Raw genomic sequence first — 15,653 nt, 5'->3', positions numbered from 1 at the left:
ATTTTACAAGTATGTCTGGTAGTTTGAACTGCTACACGATACATACCGTAAAGTATAAATCAGGAATAATTAATAACTTGCGGACTCAGGTACTCTTATTTTGGATGGGTACTTAAAGCTAATGAACATGGAAGTAACAAATTTCTTAAAGAAACACTACAAGCACTTCAATGCAGCCTCTGTAATAGATGCAGCTGAAGGATACAAAACGCACCTGAATAATGGTGGCAAAATGCTGGTTACCTTAGCAGGTGCTATGTCTACAGCTGAGCTGGGCATTATTCTGGCAGAAATGATTCGTCAGGATAAAATTCACGCTATTTCTTGCACGGGCGCTAACCTGGAAGAAGATATCTTTAACCTGGTGGCCCATGATTTTTATGAGCGTGTACCACATTACCGTGAGCTTTCTGCCGCTGATGAAGAAGAGCTTTTAAGCCGCCACCTGAACCGTGTTACCGATACCTGTATTCCGGAAGAAGAGGCAATGCGCCGTTTAGAGCACGTTGTATTGAAGTACTGGGAAAAAGCAGATAAAGCTGGTGAATCATACTTCCCGCATGAGTTCTTCTATCAGATTCTATTGTCTGGTGAGTTAGAGCAGTATTACCAGATCGATCCGAAGAACAGTTGGATGCTGGAAGCTGCCAAGAAAAACCTTCCGATCATTTGCCCGGGCTGGGAAGACTCCACTCTAGGTAATATCTATGCTGGCCACGTCATCAGCGGCGACATCAAAAATGTGCATACCATGAAAACGGGTATACAGTACATGATGTACCTGGCTGACTTTTATACCCAGACTGCAACAGAAGAATCAACAATCGGTTTCTTCCAGATTGGTGGTGGTATTGCCGGCGATTTCCCGATCTGCGTGGTACCAATGCTGCACCAGGATCTTCAGCGTACAGGGGTTCCGCTTTGGGGTTATTTTGCTCAGATCTCTGACTCTACAACCAGCTACGGCTCATACTCAGGTGCTGTGCCAAATGAGAAAATCACATGGGGCAAATTAGGGAAAGATACTCCTAAATTCATGATCGAGTCGGATGCTACGATTGTGGCGCCACTTATTTTTGCTATTGTATTGGATATGTAATTATATCTTCAAGTATAAAAAAAGCCAGCAGGACCCTGCTGGCTTTTTTTTATGTCTATGAATTTCAATAAATTATTTTTAATTAATTATAAACTATATATTACAAGCGAAATGTATAACTGAGATTATTTTTAACCAAAACCCTTCTGTATGAAAGCAATCTTTACTAGTTTTTTAATCTTTATTGCAATCTCGGTACAGGCTCAGAATAAGTTTGTGCAGGGATATTATGTTACCAACCAACAAGACTCGGTTAGCTGTTTTATTGAGAACAAGAACTGGAGCAAAAACCCGAAAACCATTATTGTTTCTGGTAGTGGCAAACAGGGCGATACTCAAACCAAAAGTATTGAACAGTTGCAGGCGTTTGGGTTAACAGGCGGCGACATCTATGAGCGATTTGTATTGCCGGTAAATAAGTCGCGTGTGCATGAAAATATGATCAAGGTTACAACCCCTCAGGTAGTAGAAACCGATACCGTATTTATGAAAGTGATGGCAAAAGGGAGTCTTAATTTATATTATCTGAAAAGCGAAAGCGGAAAAGAACACTTATTTGTACAAGAGGGAGCGGGCCAGCCGAAAGAATTGCTTTTGTTAAAAAATAAAGTAGAAGTTAATGGCCTGAATTATATGACACAGGAGGAAGCTTTTAAAGATACGCTTCAAAGTATGATGGTAGGTTGCGAAGCCATCAAAAGTAAAATTTCTGCTTTACGTTTCAGCACTAAAGCTATAAGAAACCTGGTGGTTGGCTATAATGAATGTAAACCATCAGCAACCACTCCAACCTATGTGGCGCCTGACGAGAAATTTGAAACCGAAATAGCCTTAATGGCGGGTGGTTTTAGCACTGCCCTTAAGTTTACAGGCGATGATAAGAATGAACTGGTTAAAACTGCTTTTGATGGTACAGGTTATACTGCAGGTGTTGCATTTAATTTCGTGGTTCCGAGGTTGCATCAACGCTGGTCTATTTATACCGAACTGTTGTGGAAAGCGTATTCTGTAACAGGCGATTACGAAGAGCGTATCTCCAGCGAGAATTATTTTACGTCCAGTTCTAAAATTGGAGTGCAAGGCATTGGGCTAACGGCAATGCTACGGTATCAGTTAAAAGAAAGAGCTGTTAAGCCATTTATCAATGCAGGTGTTGCCAATAACTTTGTCTTTAATCATACCAATGAAAAGGTAATAAACCGGAATTTTTACTCTGTGCAGTCCGAAAAAACTGTGGAAGCAGTTAACGGTATCCGGAAGCATGAGCAGGCGTGGGTTGTTGGAGCTGGTTTAAGCTATAAAAATATGATAACCGAATTCAGGCTTGAAAGAGGAAATGGCGTATCTGAAGTCCAGGCAATCGGTTCTCCCAAAACCATGTTCGGAATCATGCTGGGCTACCAGTTAAAGTAAGTTAACCTATAAAAAAAGCCCTTAACTAATTAGCTAAGGGCTTTTTTTATAGGTTATTATGGCACTTAAGCCGGTACCATTATTTTATCTTCTCTTTCCCAATGGCGGTGCTTGCTGATCGCATCCAGGAAAGCAGAAGTAAACTCTTCGACAGAGGCGCCTTTGCGAGCGGTGATGATCCCTTTGGAAGTAGCTATTTCTTCGGTATTAGCTTTAGCAACAATCAAACCTGGCAATTGCGCCGCTTCGATCAACTCAATCCCTTCGGTAGATGCACCAATTGCTTTACAGTGTTTGTAAGCTTCGAGTATAAAATGAAGCGCATCTCCCTGCTTTTTCATGGCTGCTACACTGGCCACACCACCTGGTACATAAACGGCATCAAACATGATAGAACCAGTTGTTACATGGCTTTTATCAACTTTCATGGTTTTGCCGTTAGAAGCCTGCAGGTTCTTAAAGATTTTGGAAACAATTTTAACGTTCGCTCCGGCTTTTGTTAAGGCTTCTTTTATTTCGGTTACTTCATCGTAGTTAAAACCGTCTTCCAGCAGAATGGCTACTTTTCTGGATTTAACAGTTGCTACTTTATTTTTCTCCATACTTAGCGCAGGAGATTCTTTTACAGATTTTCCATTCTTGATTTTCTTAGATGCCTCGTCTTCTACGAAGTTTCCTGTAGATGGGGAGTCTTCTCCTTTTTTCACATCCACACCAATTCCATCGGCTACGAGTTTAGCAAATGCAGGATCCACTTTATAAAAGTTGGCTACCATGCGCTCGCGTATTTCATAGGATTCTACTTTGCCAAGTTCGAAATGCGCTGCTTCTACAATGTGTTTCTTTTCGGCTGGTGTCATAGAGTTCCAGAACAGTGTTGCCTGGCTGTAGTGGTTATTAAAGCTCTCGCTGCGGGCACGTATTTTATGGCCTTCCACTTTTTCCATGTGGTGCACGTAACCGCCCATTTTCTCTGGAGCCATCATCGGGCAACCATTTCCGATGGAGTTCGGGAAGTAGTTGGCTTTCCCTTTATTAATTGTCTGGCGCATAAACCCGTTTTGTTGGTTATTATGCACCGGGCAAACCGGTCGGTTTATAGGTACTTCGGTAAAGTTGGTGCTGTTGAAGCGGTTAAGCTGCGTATCGAGGTAGGAAAATAAGCGACCCTGCAGCAACGGATCGTTTGTAACATCTATTCCCGGCACGAGGTTGCCCGGGTGGAACGCCACTTGCTCTGTTTCAGCAAAGAAGTTATCAGGGTTACGGTTCAGCGTCATTTTACCGATCGGCTCTAAAGGCACCAGTTCTTCCGGAATCAGTTTGGTTGCATCCAGAAGATCGAAGTCAAATTTAAATTCATCTTCTTCCTCTACTACCTGCACACTTAATTCATACTCCGGATACTCGCCCATATCAATAGCTTCCCAAAGGTCGCGACGCAGCCAATCCGGGTCTTTACCGGCTAGCTTCTGGGCTTCGTCCCAAACAAGTGAGTGCGTACCCAATAACGGCCGCCAATGGAATTTTACAAACCGTGATTTACCTTGCTCATTTATAAACCGGAAAGTATGCACACCAAAACCTTCCATCATCCGGAAGCTGCGCGGAATACCTCTGTCGGATAAAACCCACATGATCATATGCGTGGTTTCCGGCATCAACGATGCGAAGTCCCAGAAGGTGTCGTGAGCAGCCGAAGCCTGGGGCATTTCATTATCCGGATCTGGCTTGATGGCATGTACCAAATCAGGAAATTTATTTGCATCCTGGATAAAGAACGGCGCAATGTTGTTCCCAACCAGGTCATAATTACCTTCTTCAGTATAGAATTTAGTTGCAAAGCCTCGCCCATCTCTAACTGTATCTGCAGAACCGCGCGAACCAACAACTGTAGAAAACCGAACAAAAACCGGTGTCTTTTTATCCGGATCTGATAAGAATTTAGCTTTGGTATACTTGGCCATGGAAGCGTACGGCTGAAAGAAACCGTGTGCCGCAGAACCGCGCGCATGCACAATTCTTTCCGGAATGTTTTCATGGTCGAAGTGGGTCATTTTTTCACGGAAGTGAAAGTCTTCCATCAAGGTCGGCCCATGCGATCCGGCTTTCAGAGAATCATCGGTATGGTTAATGCGCAGCCCATGATCCGTTGTCATGTATTCGCCTTCGTCGCCTCTTCGGAACTGATCCAGCTGCTCGTTTTTGGTTTTATCATTTACATGAGTGGTAGATGCAGATGATGTTGATTTGTCCTGGTTGCTCATAGATTGGGTAGCTTTCTTTAATGATAGCTTTAAAAAGCCTGGATTGCTTACTTAAAAACTAGGTCTATAGTTAAATGAAGTATAAATCCATACGGAACCCAACTACAATCGTTTGATTTAACCTAGTTTAATATAGATTAAAATTAGATTAAAAGTGGATTTATACTTTAGGAAGGCAAAGCCAGTAGTTGCACTGAAGCGTAAGATCCTCACTTTTAAATTTTTTCCGGTAAGTATAACTTAAAGTATAAAATAGTGATAATAAGATGAGTAATGAAGGAAGGTATAAGAAGTTAACAACTTATAAGTACACTTTTTATACTTCTGAGAGATAGGATCAATGGCAGACTGACCAAATAGAAGTATGGCAGCAGCTGTTAGGTTTTATATGTAAAAAATAAAGAACTAATTAGCGCTAAAATTACCGAATCAGTTCACTGCTTTTAAAATAGAATTCTTCTTCTTTCAGATAGAAATCACCGCTTTTCTGCAGTATAGTCAGGTTATCGATTGTAATTTCCCAGTTGTAATTGTACTGGCACAGGTAGGCAAGTATAGGCCCCAGTAGTTCTGTTGTGGTATCGCCTAAAGCTAGTGTTATATGGGGCAGCCACATGTTGGGGTTATAAAAAACACCCATCTCGGTACTCATTTCAGAAATATCAACCTGCAGCTTGCGGTGTAAATGATTGAGAGGCTGTGTTCGTAGCACAGGTATGTAAATAACCGGGTTAGGCCCCGGGAATATGCCCAGGCCTGTGGTGCGGATGGTAAAGCTTTCGGTTTCGATGCAGGTATTTTCCAGGTACTGCTTCAGTTCTTCCATGTCCGGAATCTCAGCAGTTAAAAGCGTCAGGTGTGGGTAAGGGGTAACCTTAACGCCGCTTAAGCCAAACTCAGCTTCAAGTTGCTCCATCAGGTCGCTTACACGCTCCGACGTTTTTTTATCCAAAATAGAGGCAATTGCAATCATACCTTCAAACTTAAATTATGCTTTACTTTGGCAGCCCAACACCTGAAAATAAAAGGGATGCAATATTACGAAATCGCTTCGATATAATCTTTGTGATTTCATGTTGATCTGAAAGCTACAAAAGGAATTTTAGCTTTATACGGTTTTGGTAAAGTATAATCTCCAATCTTTAAGGTAAAGCACAAACTTATACTTTACAAATCTAAGGTATAAAGTATAAGTTAAAGTGGACTTAAAGAATGTGTTTTCCTGTAACGGGCAAAATTAAGTACCTTTGTACTTTAAAGTATAACTCGCACATGATATCAATTAATAACCTAAGCTTCCATTTTGGCAGCCGTCCGATGTATGATGAGGCTAACCTGCACATTAAACCAAAAGATAAAATTGGTCTGATCGGGCTGAATGGTACAGGCAAATCGACGTTATTACGCATTATTGTAGGCGAGTATAAACCGGATGGTGGCAGCATACAGATGAGCCGCGAAACTTCCATAGGCTTTCTGAATCAGGATTTGCTCAGCTACCAGACCCACGATAGTATACTTGCTGTGGCGATGCAGGCCTTCGGAGAAGCGCTTCAGCTGCAGAAAGAGATAGATAAGATTTTAGTAGAATTCGAAAATAATTTTCATGATAGCCTGGTAGATAAGCTGGCGCAGTTACAGGAACGCTTCGAGGCACTGGGCGGTTATACCATGCAGGCAAATGCCGAGGCTATACTGGAAGGTTTGGGCTTTACCACAGAAGAATTAAAGCAACCACTGGCTTCGTTTTCCGGGGGATGGCGCATGCGCGTGATGCTGGCCAAGATCCTGTTGCAGCAGCCTTCTTTATTACTTCTCGATGAGCCTACCAACCACCTGGACTTACCTTCCATTAAATGGCTGGAAACGTACCTGGATCGTTTTGAAGGCGCCGTTGTAATTGTATCGCACGACAGGGAGTTCCTGGATAAAACAACCAATATTACTGTTGAGGTTTCGAACAGCAAACTGAATGTATACGCGGGCAATTACAGCTTTTACGTAGAAGAAAAAATTCTGCGGAACGAGATACAAAAAGGTGCTTATGAAAACCAGCAGGCGCATATCCGACAGACGGAGCGCTTTATTGAGCGTTTCAAGGCGAAAGCTACGAAGGCAAAACAGGCGCAAAGCCGCATGAAGCAACTCGACAGGCTGGAACGTATTGAGGAAGTTGCACCAGATGCAGCCAAAGTGAATTTCAGCTTTAAGTTTAATACCCATCCCGGGCGTCATATTTTCAGGTTGGAGCATATGAGCAAAAGCTACGGCTCTAAAATGATTTTCCGGGATACGAACGTGCACGTAGAGCGTGGCGATAAGATTGCGCTGGTAGGAGGGAACGGTAAAGGTAAATCTACACTGCTGCGTATTATTGCCGGTACAGAACCGATAGAAGGCAAGCGCGAATTGGGCCACAACGTAATTATGTCCTTCTACGCGCAGCACCAGCTGGAATCGCTTAACGTAGAGAACGAGGTTTTACAGGAATTGCAACAGGCCGGATCAGGCAAATCGGAGGTGGAACTGCGCACCTTGCTGGGGTCTTTCCTGTTTACCGGAGATTCTGTTTTTAAGAAGATCAAAGTATTATCCGGTGGCGAGAAAAGCAGGGTAGCGCTTGCAAAAACACTTATTTCAGAAGCTAACTTCCTGATGCTGGATGAGCCAACCAACCACCTGGATATGCAGTCGGTAAACATTCTGATTCAGGCGTTGGAGCAGTACGAGGGTACTTTTATCATTATCTCCCACGACCGCTTTTTTGTTGAGAATGTCGCAACCAAGATCTGGTATATCGAGGATTATCAGCTTAAAGAATATCCGGGCACCTACCATGAGTATGAGCAGTTCCAGGAAAAGCGTGAGAAGGAAATGAAAAAGTTGGGTACTATAGCAGAAGTTTCTCCAAAAAAAGAAGAAGTAAAGCAAAAGCAGCAACGCGAAACGTCTGAATACAATGCGCTGAATAACCAACTCAAACAAACAAACAAACAGCTGAAAGAAGTAGAAAATCAGATTCAAAAGCTGGAACAGGAGTTAGCAGCCTACGAAACACAATTGGCAGATCCTAAAATTTATGGCAACGTAAACCTGCTCCAGGAAAATTCGCTTAAGTTTGAAGCCGTTCAGAAAGAGTTAAGTAAGGTAAACGAAAAGTGGGAAGAACTGATGCTTGCTGCCGAAGAACTGGAAGCCAAACTAGCTGATTAAGTAATACTTATTTATTTATACTTTGAAAACGTCTCAAATTTTCATTTGAGACGTTTTTTTATGTCCAAGCATCACATCCATTTAGATATCTGGCTTAAAATATAAGTCCGCTTAAAAATTAGCTTAGAAACCTAAAGTTTTCGCAAGCTAATTTAGATCTATAAATAGTTAAAATAAATTTTCGAATATTCAAATTAGTATATAAAAGTAATATAAATTGATAACCAAGTAATTACTTATTTTACAGGAATGTATTATTTGAATAAAATCATATTATTTTGTAATATATTAATTATGAAAGTTTATAATTGATACTAAATAATATATATTTGTATTATAATATTTAATGAGATAGCTAATACCTCTCGAAAGAATATTGCTTACTAACTATTTAGCCAACCTTATATGAAATCAATTTTACTAAGAATCTGCCTGTTTGTTTTAATTGTAGTTGGTTTTACTTCCTGCCAGCTTTCGAATTCATGTTCTGCATACAGCAGCATGAAAGGCAAGCCTATGTACAAACCAACTTTCCTGAAAGATACTGCTCGTCGTTAGGCTCAAAGCTTGCCAAAAGCAGGTATTAAGTAAGACACACTACATATTATCCTATAAAACAAAAAGAGGAAGCATTTGCTTCCTCTTTTTGTTTTATGAAGTTTTTTAGCAATTATTTGCTTGCTTTGTCGCTTCCTTCAACTTTCACAAGTTTGTTGTAAAGTCCTAATAACAGGAAAGGAGCAGGCCACTGGCCAACAAATAAAGCTTCATCATCTTTTCTCATAATTTTCAGCGTAGCTGAAACGGCCATTGAGCCAAGTGCTGCCCATAAGAACAGGTCGGAAGGTAACTTTGCAGTATACTCTTCAATTGTTTTTGCTACCGGGCCTTCTCTGTGCTCAGGATTGAATCTGTCGGCCTTATTTTTTAGATCTTTTAAGTCAGGTGTTTCCATAGTTTTAAATTTGTTTTACACTATGGAAACGCAATCTTATGGATATGGTTTTAAAAATTAATATGAAAATTTTAATTACCTGTTCTGGAGAATATTTGGAGCCAATGTGTGAATATGGCTCTAAACTGTTTAAAAATAGCTGCTTATAAGTCTAAAGAGTTCATTGGGAGACAAGGTTAAAGTATAAATTCGGGGGCTGCTTGTTGCTGTAATTTTAATGTATGATGAACAAAAAATCTAAAAATAGAAAAGCTGTTCCAGGTAATGGAACAGCTTAGAAAGACCTTTTATAAAATAAACAAGTATACTTAACAAGCCTTAATCAAGATCAGATCAAGTATAAATATAGATGGTACAAGCAGCTATACTTGTGATTTAAGCTACAGCCTTAACATTAATAGCATTCAGGCCTTTCGGTCCTTTTTCTACTTCAAATGTCACTTTATCATTTTCTTTGATAGGGCCCTCAATCGCATTCTGATGCACAAAAATACTTTCCTGGGTATCGTGGTCTTTGATAAAACCATATCCTTTCGAAGTATTAAAGAAAGTTACAGTTCCTTTTCTGATCAGATCAGCCGGGTCCTGAGGCTCTTGTCTGGATACACCGATCTGGATATCCTCCTGCTTTACAACTTTCTTCTTCTTTGTAGGATCTGGTGGGGTAGAGGTAATATTGCCATCTTCATCTACATAAGCCAGCATATCATCCATGCTGCTGCCTTTAGGAGTGGCTTTACGCTCTTCCTTCTTCTGCTCTTTGTCTTGTCTTTTCTTTAGCTTTTTCTTTTCTTTTTCTTTTTTACTGAAGGTCTCTTGTGATCTACCCATAATTTATTACTGATCTTTGTGTTAAGTTTTACTTGATGATTTAGTATAGAATACTGTTCTGGTTAGTACCGGAACAAGAAGTTAGTGCCATTGCGTATCCACTTCTCAAAGAAGGAGTTATCGTTGTATTCACCGGAAACTAGTTCGAAATCCGGCTTATCCTTGTCCGGGCAAGCATCCATAAAACCTTCTAACGAATCCTGGTTAACGGGTGTCCACTCCTGGCCTTTTTGTAAAGCAACACATAAATATTCACGTGTTGTGGTATCTACTATATATTTCCTGTTCATCGTAAAATAGGTTAGGATTTTGATATAATCTACTTAATCGCTGTAAACGATTTAAGAAACAAGCTTAAAATTCAAATACTATCAATAAAAAAGCCTTACAGGGTGTAAGGCTTTTTTATTGATAGCTTTATATAGAAAGACTATGCACGCTTTACGTTGATCGCGTTAAGTCCTTTTCTGCCTTCTTGTAATTCAAAAGTTACTTCGTCGTTTTCTCTGATCTCGTGTACAAGACCTGATACGTGTACAAAGTACTCCTGATTTGTTTCTGCATCCTTAATAAAACCGAATCCTTTAGAGTCGTTGAAAAATTTTACTGTTCCGTTATTCATGTTGTGTTGTTTATTATATACCTACTACATATTTGCAGGTATATATGTTCCATATTTTTTTTAAATGTACGACAATTTTTTAACAATTCTTAATTTAATTCCTTATAGTCATTATATTAAGATGTTACCGGATTGCAGAAGTGGAAGGAAAGTGTTGGAAAGTTAAGAAACAGTAATTGAAACGTGTCAGACTGTGCCCCTTGTTTTCGGTGAGCAGGAGAGTAACAAAAAGCAGGTTAAGTTATTCTGGAAGTATCCTGTAAAACAAAAAAACACCTGTAAGATTGACCTACAGGTGTTTTAAGATAACCTAAGTAGCGGGGAGCAGAATCGAACTGCCGACCTCAGGGTTATGAATCCTGCGCTCTAACCATCTGAGCTACCCCGCCGTTTGTGGGTGCAAATATAGCTTGATGTTTTTGATAATTGCAAGTATAATTCTGAAAAAAACATTTTATTTTTTAGATATATATAAAATCGAAAATTAATACTATACTTACCAATATCCTTATCAAGCCAAATCTATGACGAGAGCTACAAAAACTAAATTCGTTAGAGAGTACCCGATCAATGCTTCAGCAAAACTTTTGTACCCCTATCTGAGTTCGCCAAGCGGACTGTCGCAGTGGTTTTGTGATGATGCAAAAATAAACGAGGATAAGATTTTTAACTTTATTTGGGACGGCCGCAGCCACTTTGCCGAAATGACCGGCTTTAGAAGCAACCGCTCGGTTCGCTTTCTTTTCCTGGATGATCAGAAAAAACATGTGCCAGATGCCTCGTACATCGATTTCTCTATCGAATCAAGTGAACTTACCCAGGAGCAGTTCCTGAAGATAGTGGATTATACAGATGAAGATGATGTGGAAGAACTGGAAGAACTCTGGGATAATCTGATTCTTAATCTGCGCGAAACGGTAGGAGGGTAATTATTCATTTGCATCTGCTTATCTTTGCACGATTCTTGACAGCTGCATGTTAGTTTACAATAGCATCAGGCAGCACTTGATGTGTAGTTCTATGTCTCCCAGACTTTAGCATGAAGAAATTAGATAAGCTGATAATAAGGTCGTTTATAGGGCCTTTTCTTTTAACATTTGCCATTGTAGAGTTTATTCTGCTCACACACATCGTACTCAAGTACCTCGACGAACTGGTTGGAAAAGGCCTGGGTGTTCAAGTGTTTGCCGAATTGCTGTTTTATCTGAGCCTGAACACTGTTCCGGTTGCTCTGCCACTGGCAGTATTACTCTCCAGTTTGATGACGTTTGGCACTTTGGGCGAACACCATGAGCTTACCGCTATTAAAACGTCTGGTATTGCCTTGCCACGTGTATTAATGCCTGTTTTTTTGCTGGTGATCACCATAACGCTGGGGGCATTCTATTTTAATAACAACATCGTACCAAAAGCCAACCTGAAAGCATACAGCCTGCTTTGGGATATCCGCCAGAAAAAGCCAACCATGAACTTTAAGGAAGGCGCCTTCTATAACGGCCTTCCGGGTCTGAGCATAAAGATCAACAAGAAAGTAAATGAAGAGGGCGCATTAAAGGATATCATGATCTATGACCACTCGAAAGGGGGCTCCAATACACGCGTTATCCTTGCTGATTCCGGGCGGATGTATACGGCTTTTAATGACACTTACTTGGTTATGGAGCTTTTTGATGGTAATACCTACGTAGACCAGGCCGATGGCAATTTTAATAACTCGAACGAGCAGTTTGTAAGGCAGGAGTTTGAAGAAAGTAAAATAGTGACCAGTTTGTCTTCCTTTGGCCTGGAGCGCACTAAGGAAGAGTATTTTTCAGATCATAAGATGATGAAGAATATTAAAGAATTGGAGAAAGTTACAGACTCGCTTCGGACTTATAACGCCAACGAGCAAAAGCAATATGCAACCAACGTAGATCCGTTTTACATGTATTTTAAGGCTGCAAGCGATAGCACCAAGTATGGTGTTAAATTAACGGAAGCCTCCCTGGAACGAGATTTAGATAGTATAAATGCAGTTGTAATTACAAGTGCAACAAATAAAGCCCGCAACATCAAGACGTTTACATCAAGCTATGTAGAGCGTGTAAACGGCATTAAGCGCGAGTCTAATAACTATGAGATCGAGATCTGGCGCAAGTATACCCAGTCGGTTGCTATCCTTATCATGTTCCTGATCGGCGCGCCGCTTGGAGCCATCATTAAGAAAGGCGGTTTGGGCGTGCCGGTTATAATCTCGATTATCTTCTTTATATTGCTTTATGTAATGGGGATTTTGGGAGAGAAGTGGGGGCGAGAAAGCTTAGTGCCTATTGGTGCCGGTATGTGGGCGGCAAATCTGATCTTGTTGCCGATTGGGTTATTCTTTCTGTATCAGGCACGTAACGATTCCAGTTTGCTCGAAGTTGATTTCTGGCGCAAGTTTATGACACGTCTTCGCCGGAATAAAATATAATACCCTGCTTGCAGGCCGCAAAAGAAGTATAGGTACAGGTTTTTTTATTTAATAAGAAATCTATATCTTTGCGGCTTATAGAGCAGTCTTTCCAAAGTATAACCTGATTGATATTTATTATACGCAATGAAATTAACTACTGAAGCGAAACAAGAAATTTTTGAAAAGCATGGCATAGCTAAGTCTAAAACTGATACAGGTTCTCCTGAGTCTCAGATTGCCCTTTTCACAACCCGCATCTCTGATCTTACAGAGCACTTAAAAATCCACAAGAAAGACTTTTCTACTCGTCTTGGACTTTTGAAACTGGTTGGTAAAAGAAGAAGACTGCTTAACTACCTTCTGAAAAACGATATCGAAAGATACAGAGCTATCATCGCTGAGCTTGGTATCAGAAAATAAGCTTATTTAAAAGGACTAGGGAATTCGTATAGGGTTCCCTAATCTTTTTCTAAGCAAATCAGAGTGCCCTATTGCCAGTACCCGACAGTTTTGCAAAGGGCAAAACTGTTTTTTGATGTAAAAACGATTGAAGATGTCTTATAGCGCGATCACGAAAACGATTGAACTTCCGGATGGCCGGGAGATAACTATTGAAACCGGTAAACTTGCCAAGCAGGCCGACGGCTCAGTAGTAGTAAAAATGGGAAACACCATGCTGCTGGCTGCTGTTGTTTCAAACAAAGAAGCCCGCGAAGGAGTTGATTTCCTGCCCATGTCTGTTGACTACCAGGAAAAATTCGCTTCTTCCGGTAAAATTCCAGGTGGTTTCCTGAAAAGGGAAGCACGCCTTTCTGACTACGAAATTCTGATATCCCGCCTGGTTGACCGCGTGCTTCGCCCGTTGTTCCCGGAGGATTATCATGCTGAAACGCAAATCTCCATTAACCTGATCTCTGCTGATAAAGAGATCATGCCGGATGCATTGGCCGCGCTTGCTGCTTCTGCTGCACTTGCTGTTTCTGATATACCATTTAACGGCCCCATCTCTGAAGTGCGCGTAGCACGCATTGATGGCCAGTTTGTAATTAACCCAACTGCAACTGACCTGCAGCGTGCAGACATCGATATGATCGTTGGTGCCTCTATGGACAGCGTATCGATGGTGGAAGGCGAGATGAACGAAGTATCTGAAGAAGAGATGCTGGAAGCCATCAGCTTTGCACACGAGGCTATTAAAGTACAGTGCCGTGCCCAGTTAGAGCTATCCGAAATGGTTGGCAAACTGGAGAAACGTACGTACTCGCACGAAACGCACGACGAAGAACTGCGCTCTAAAGTATACGAAGCAACTTACCAGAAAGCGTACCAGGTTGCCATGCGTGGCAATGCAAACAAATCTGAGCGTAAGGAAGGCTTCAAAGCAGTTGTAACGGAGTTTATTGAGTCTTTAGGAGAAGATCATGGCTACGACCTTGGTCTGATCAAAACATATTACCACGACGTAGAGAAAGAAGCGGTTCGTAACATGATACTGGATGAGCGCGTGCGCCTGGACGGTCGTCAGTTAAACGAAATTCGCCCTATCTGGTCTGAGGTAAACTATTTGCCTGCTACGCACGGTTCTGCTGTGTTTACACGTGGCGAAACACAATCGCTTACAACTGTTACGTTAGGTACAAAGCTGGACGAGCAGATGATCGACAGCGCCATGACATCAGGTACAAACAAATTCTTATTGCACTATAACTTCCCTGCATACTCTACAGGAGAAGTGAAGCCAAACAGAGGACCGGGCCGTCGCGAGATCGGACACGGTAACCTGGCGCTACGTGCCCTTAAGAAAGTACTTCCTGCTGAAGGCGAGAATCCATACACAATCCGTATCGTTTCTGATATTCTGGAGTCGAATGGTTCATCTTCTATGGCAACGGTTTGTGCAGGTAGCTTAGCTTTAATGGATGCAGGTGTTCCGATTAAGAATGCAGTTTCCGGTATCGCAATGGGCTTGATCACAGATGAGAAAACAGGCAAATTTGCCGTTCTATCTGATATCTTAGGTGATGAAGATCACCTGGGTGATATGGACTTCAAGGTAACAGGTACCAAAAACGGTATCACGGCCTGCCAGATGGACATCAAGGTAAAAGGATTATCTCACGAAGTTATGACGCAGGCATTGTTGCAAGCGAAAGAAGGTCGTGCGCACATCCTGAACGAGATGAACAAAACACTTTCGGCACCTAACGCAGATTACAAGCCGCACACACCTCGTTCATTCAACATCGTGATCGAGAAAGAATTTATCGGTGCTGTAATCGGGCCAGGTGGTAAAGTGATCCAGCAGATCCAGAAGGATACAGGTGCTACGATCATCATCGAAGAGAAAAACGAAAAAGGACACGTAAACATTTTCGCCAGCGACCAGAAGGCAATGGACGATGCAGTAGCCAGAATCAAAGCTATTGTAATGCAGCCTGAGATCGGTGATATCTACATTGGTAAAGTAAAGTCTATCCAGCCTTACGGTGCTTTTGTTGAGTTCATGCCTGGTAAAGATGGCTTACTGCACATTTCTGAAATTAAGTATGAGCGCCTTGAAACAATGGATGGCGTACTTGAGATTGGAGAAGAGATAAAAGTGAAGTTGATTGATGTAGATAAGAAAACAGGTAAATTCAAGTTATCGCGCAAAGCGATATTGCCTAAGCCTGAAGCATCTGCTCCACAACAGTAACACGTATTATTATGCTCCTGATGCCATTTTCTTCTGTAAAATGGCATCAGGAGTTTTTTTGCTTTTTGCGCAGCAATGCTTGGCTGTTTTTATTTAGAATAAGTAAGAACTTTGCGTGGGTTGC

14 protein-coding genes and 1 tRNA gene are annotated in these 15,653 nt (G+C 41.3%); 8 read left to right on the top strand and 7 right to left on the bottom strand.

The features are described 5' to 3' along the window. Window positions 1–127: 127 nt before the first annotated feature. Window positions 128–1,099, top strand: a complete 972-nt coding sequence (locus DP923_RS09165; RefSeq protein ID WP_112305650.1) for a deoxyhypusine synthase family protein — start codon at window positions 128–130, stop codon at window positions 1,097–1,099. A gap of 150 nt (window positions 1,100–1,249) precedes the next feature. After that, entirely contained in the window at window positions 1,250–2,512 is a 1,263-nt protein-coding gene (locus DP923_RS09160) for a porin family protein (RefSeq protein WP_112305512.1), read from the top strand. A gap of 65 nt (window positions 2,513–2,577) precedes the next feature. Here DP923_RS09160 and DP923_RS09155 read toward each other — a convergent pair whose 3' ends face one another. Both DP923_RS09155 and DP923_RS09150 read right to left on the bottom strand, forming a co-directional pair. Beyond that, entirely contained in the window at window positions 2,578–4,779 is a 2,202-nt protein-coding gene (locus DP923_RS09155) for a catalase (RefSeq protein ID WP_112305511.1), read from the bottom strand. Window positions 4,780–5,200: 421 nt separating this feature from the next. After that, entirely contained in the window at window positions 5,201–5,752 is a 552-nt protein-coding gene (locus DP923_RS09150) for a 2'-5' RNA ligase family protein (protein ID WP_112305510.1), read from the bottom strand. A 299-nt stretch (window positions 5,753–6,051) separates the two neighbouring features. On the opposite strand from DP923_RS09150, the gene DP923_RS09145 reads away from it, so the two are divergent. Further along, entirely contained in the window at window positions 6,052–7,992 is a 1,941-nt protein-coding gene (locus DP923_RS09145) for an ABC-F family ATP-binding cassette domain-containing protein (RefSeq protein WP_112305649.1), read from the top strand. A 405-nt stretch (window positions 7,993–8,397) separates the two neighbouring features. After that, on the top strand, window positions 8,398–8,550 hold the full coding sequence (locus DP923_RS16690; protein WP_165838170.1) for a hypothetical protein: 153 nt from the start codon (window positions 8,398–8,400) through the stop codon (window positions 8,548–8,550). 112 nt (window positions 8,551–8,662) lie between these two features. On the opposite strand, the gene DP923_RS09140 is transcribed toward DP923_RS16690, so the two are convergent. The 5 genes from DP923_RS09140 to DP923_RS09120 form a co-directional block, all read right to left on the bottom strand. Continuing rightward, a complete protein-coding gene (locus tag DP923_RS09140) occupies window positions 8,663–8,947 on the bottom strand; it encodes a hypothetical protein (RefSeq protein ID WP_112305509.1) in 285 nt (94 codons plus the stop codon). A gap of 375 nt (window positions 8,948–9,322) precedes the next feature. After that, on the bottom strand, window positions 9,323–9,778 hold the full coding sequence (locus DP923_RS16825) for a cold-shock protein (protein WP_112305508.1): 456 nt from the start codon (window positions 9,776–9,778) through the stop codon (window positions 9,323–9,325). A gap of 62 nt (window positions 9,779–9,840) precedes the next feature. Beyond that, entirely contained in the window at window positions 9,841–10,068 is a 228-nt protein-coding gene (locus DP923_RS09130) for a hypothetical protein (RefSeq protein ID WP_112305507.1), read from the bottom strand. A 140-nt stretch (window positions 10,069–10,208) separates the two neighbouring features. After that, window positions 10,209–10,400 (bottom strand): cold-shock protein, encoded by a 192-nt coding sequence (locus DP923_RS09125; protein ID WP_112305506.1) that lies wholly within the window; start codon window positions 10,398–10,400, stop codon window positions 10,209–10,211. A gap of 315 nt (window positions 10,401–10,715) precedes the next feature. After that, a tRNA-Met gene (locus tag DP923_RS09120) sits at window positions 10,716–10,789 on the bottom strand. 135 nt (window positions 10,790–10,924) lie between these two features. Here DP923_RS09120 and DP923_RS09115 point away from each other — a divergent pair. The 4 genes from DP923_RS09115 to pnp all read left to right on the top strand — a co-directional run bounded on the left by DP923_RS09115 (window position 10,925) and on the right by pnp (window position 15,529). Next, the gene (locus DP923_RS09115; protein WP_112305505.1) at window positions 10,925–11,329 is read left to right on the top strand and encodes an START-like domain-containing protein; all 405 of its coding nucleotides are present in this window, start codon (window positions 10,925–10,927) and stop codon (window positions 11,327–11,329) included. Window positions 11,330–11,439: 110 nt separating this feature from the next. Then, the gene (locus DP923_RS09110) at window positions 11,440–12,852 is read left to right on the top strand and encodes an LptF/LptG family permease (RefSeq protein ID WP_112305504.1); all 1,413 of its coding nucleotides are present in this window, start codon (window positions 11,440–11,442) and stop codon (window positions 12,850–12,852) included. Between the two features lie 126 nt (window positions 12,853–12,978). Further along, a complete protein-coding gene (gene rpsO, locus DP923_RS09105) occupies window positions 12,979–13,254 on the top strand; it encodes a 30S ribosomal protein S15 (protein WP_112305503.1) in 276 nt (91 codons plus the stop codon). A gap of 133 nt (window positions 13,255–13,387) precedes the next feature. Further along, window positions 13,388–15,529, top strand: coding sequence for a polyribonucleotide nucleotidyltransferase (pnp, locus tag DP923_RS09100; protein ID WP_112305502.1), 2,142 nt, complete (start codon window positions 13,388–13,390; stop codon window positions 15,527–15,529). Window positions 15,530–15,653 lie beyond the last annotated feature (124 nt).

The organism is Pontibacter arcticus, from assembly GCF_003284895.1.
In the GTDB taxonomy this organism is placed as follows: Bacteria; Bacteroidota; Bacteroidia; order Cytophagales; family Hymenobacteraceae; genus Pontibacter; species Pontibacter arcticus.
The sequence above is the reverse complement of the archived record's forward strand: the minus strand, read 5'-3'. Positions and strand labels throughout refer to the sequence as shown.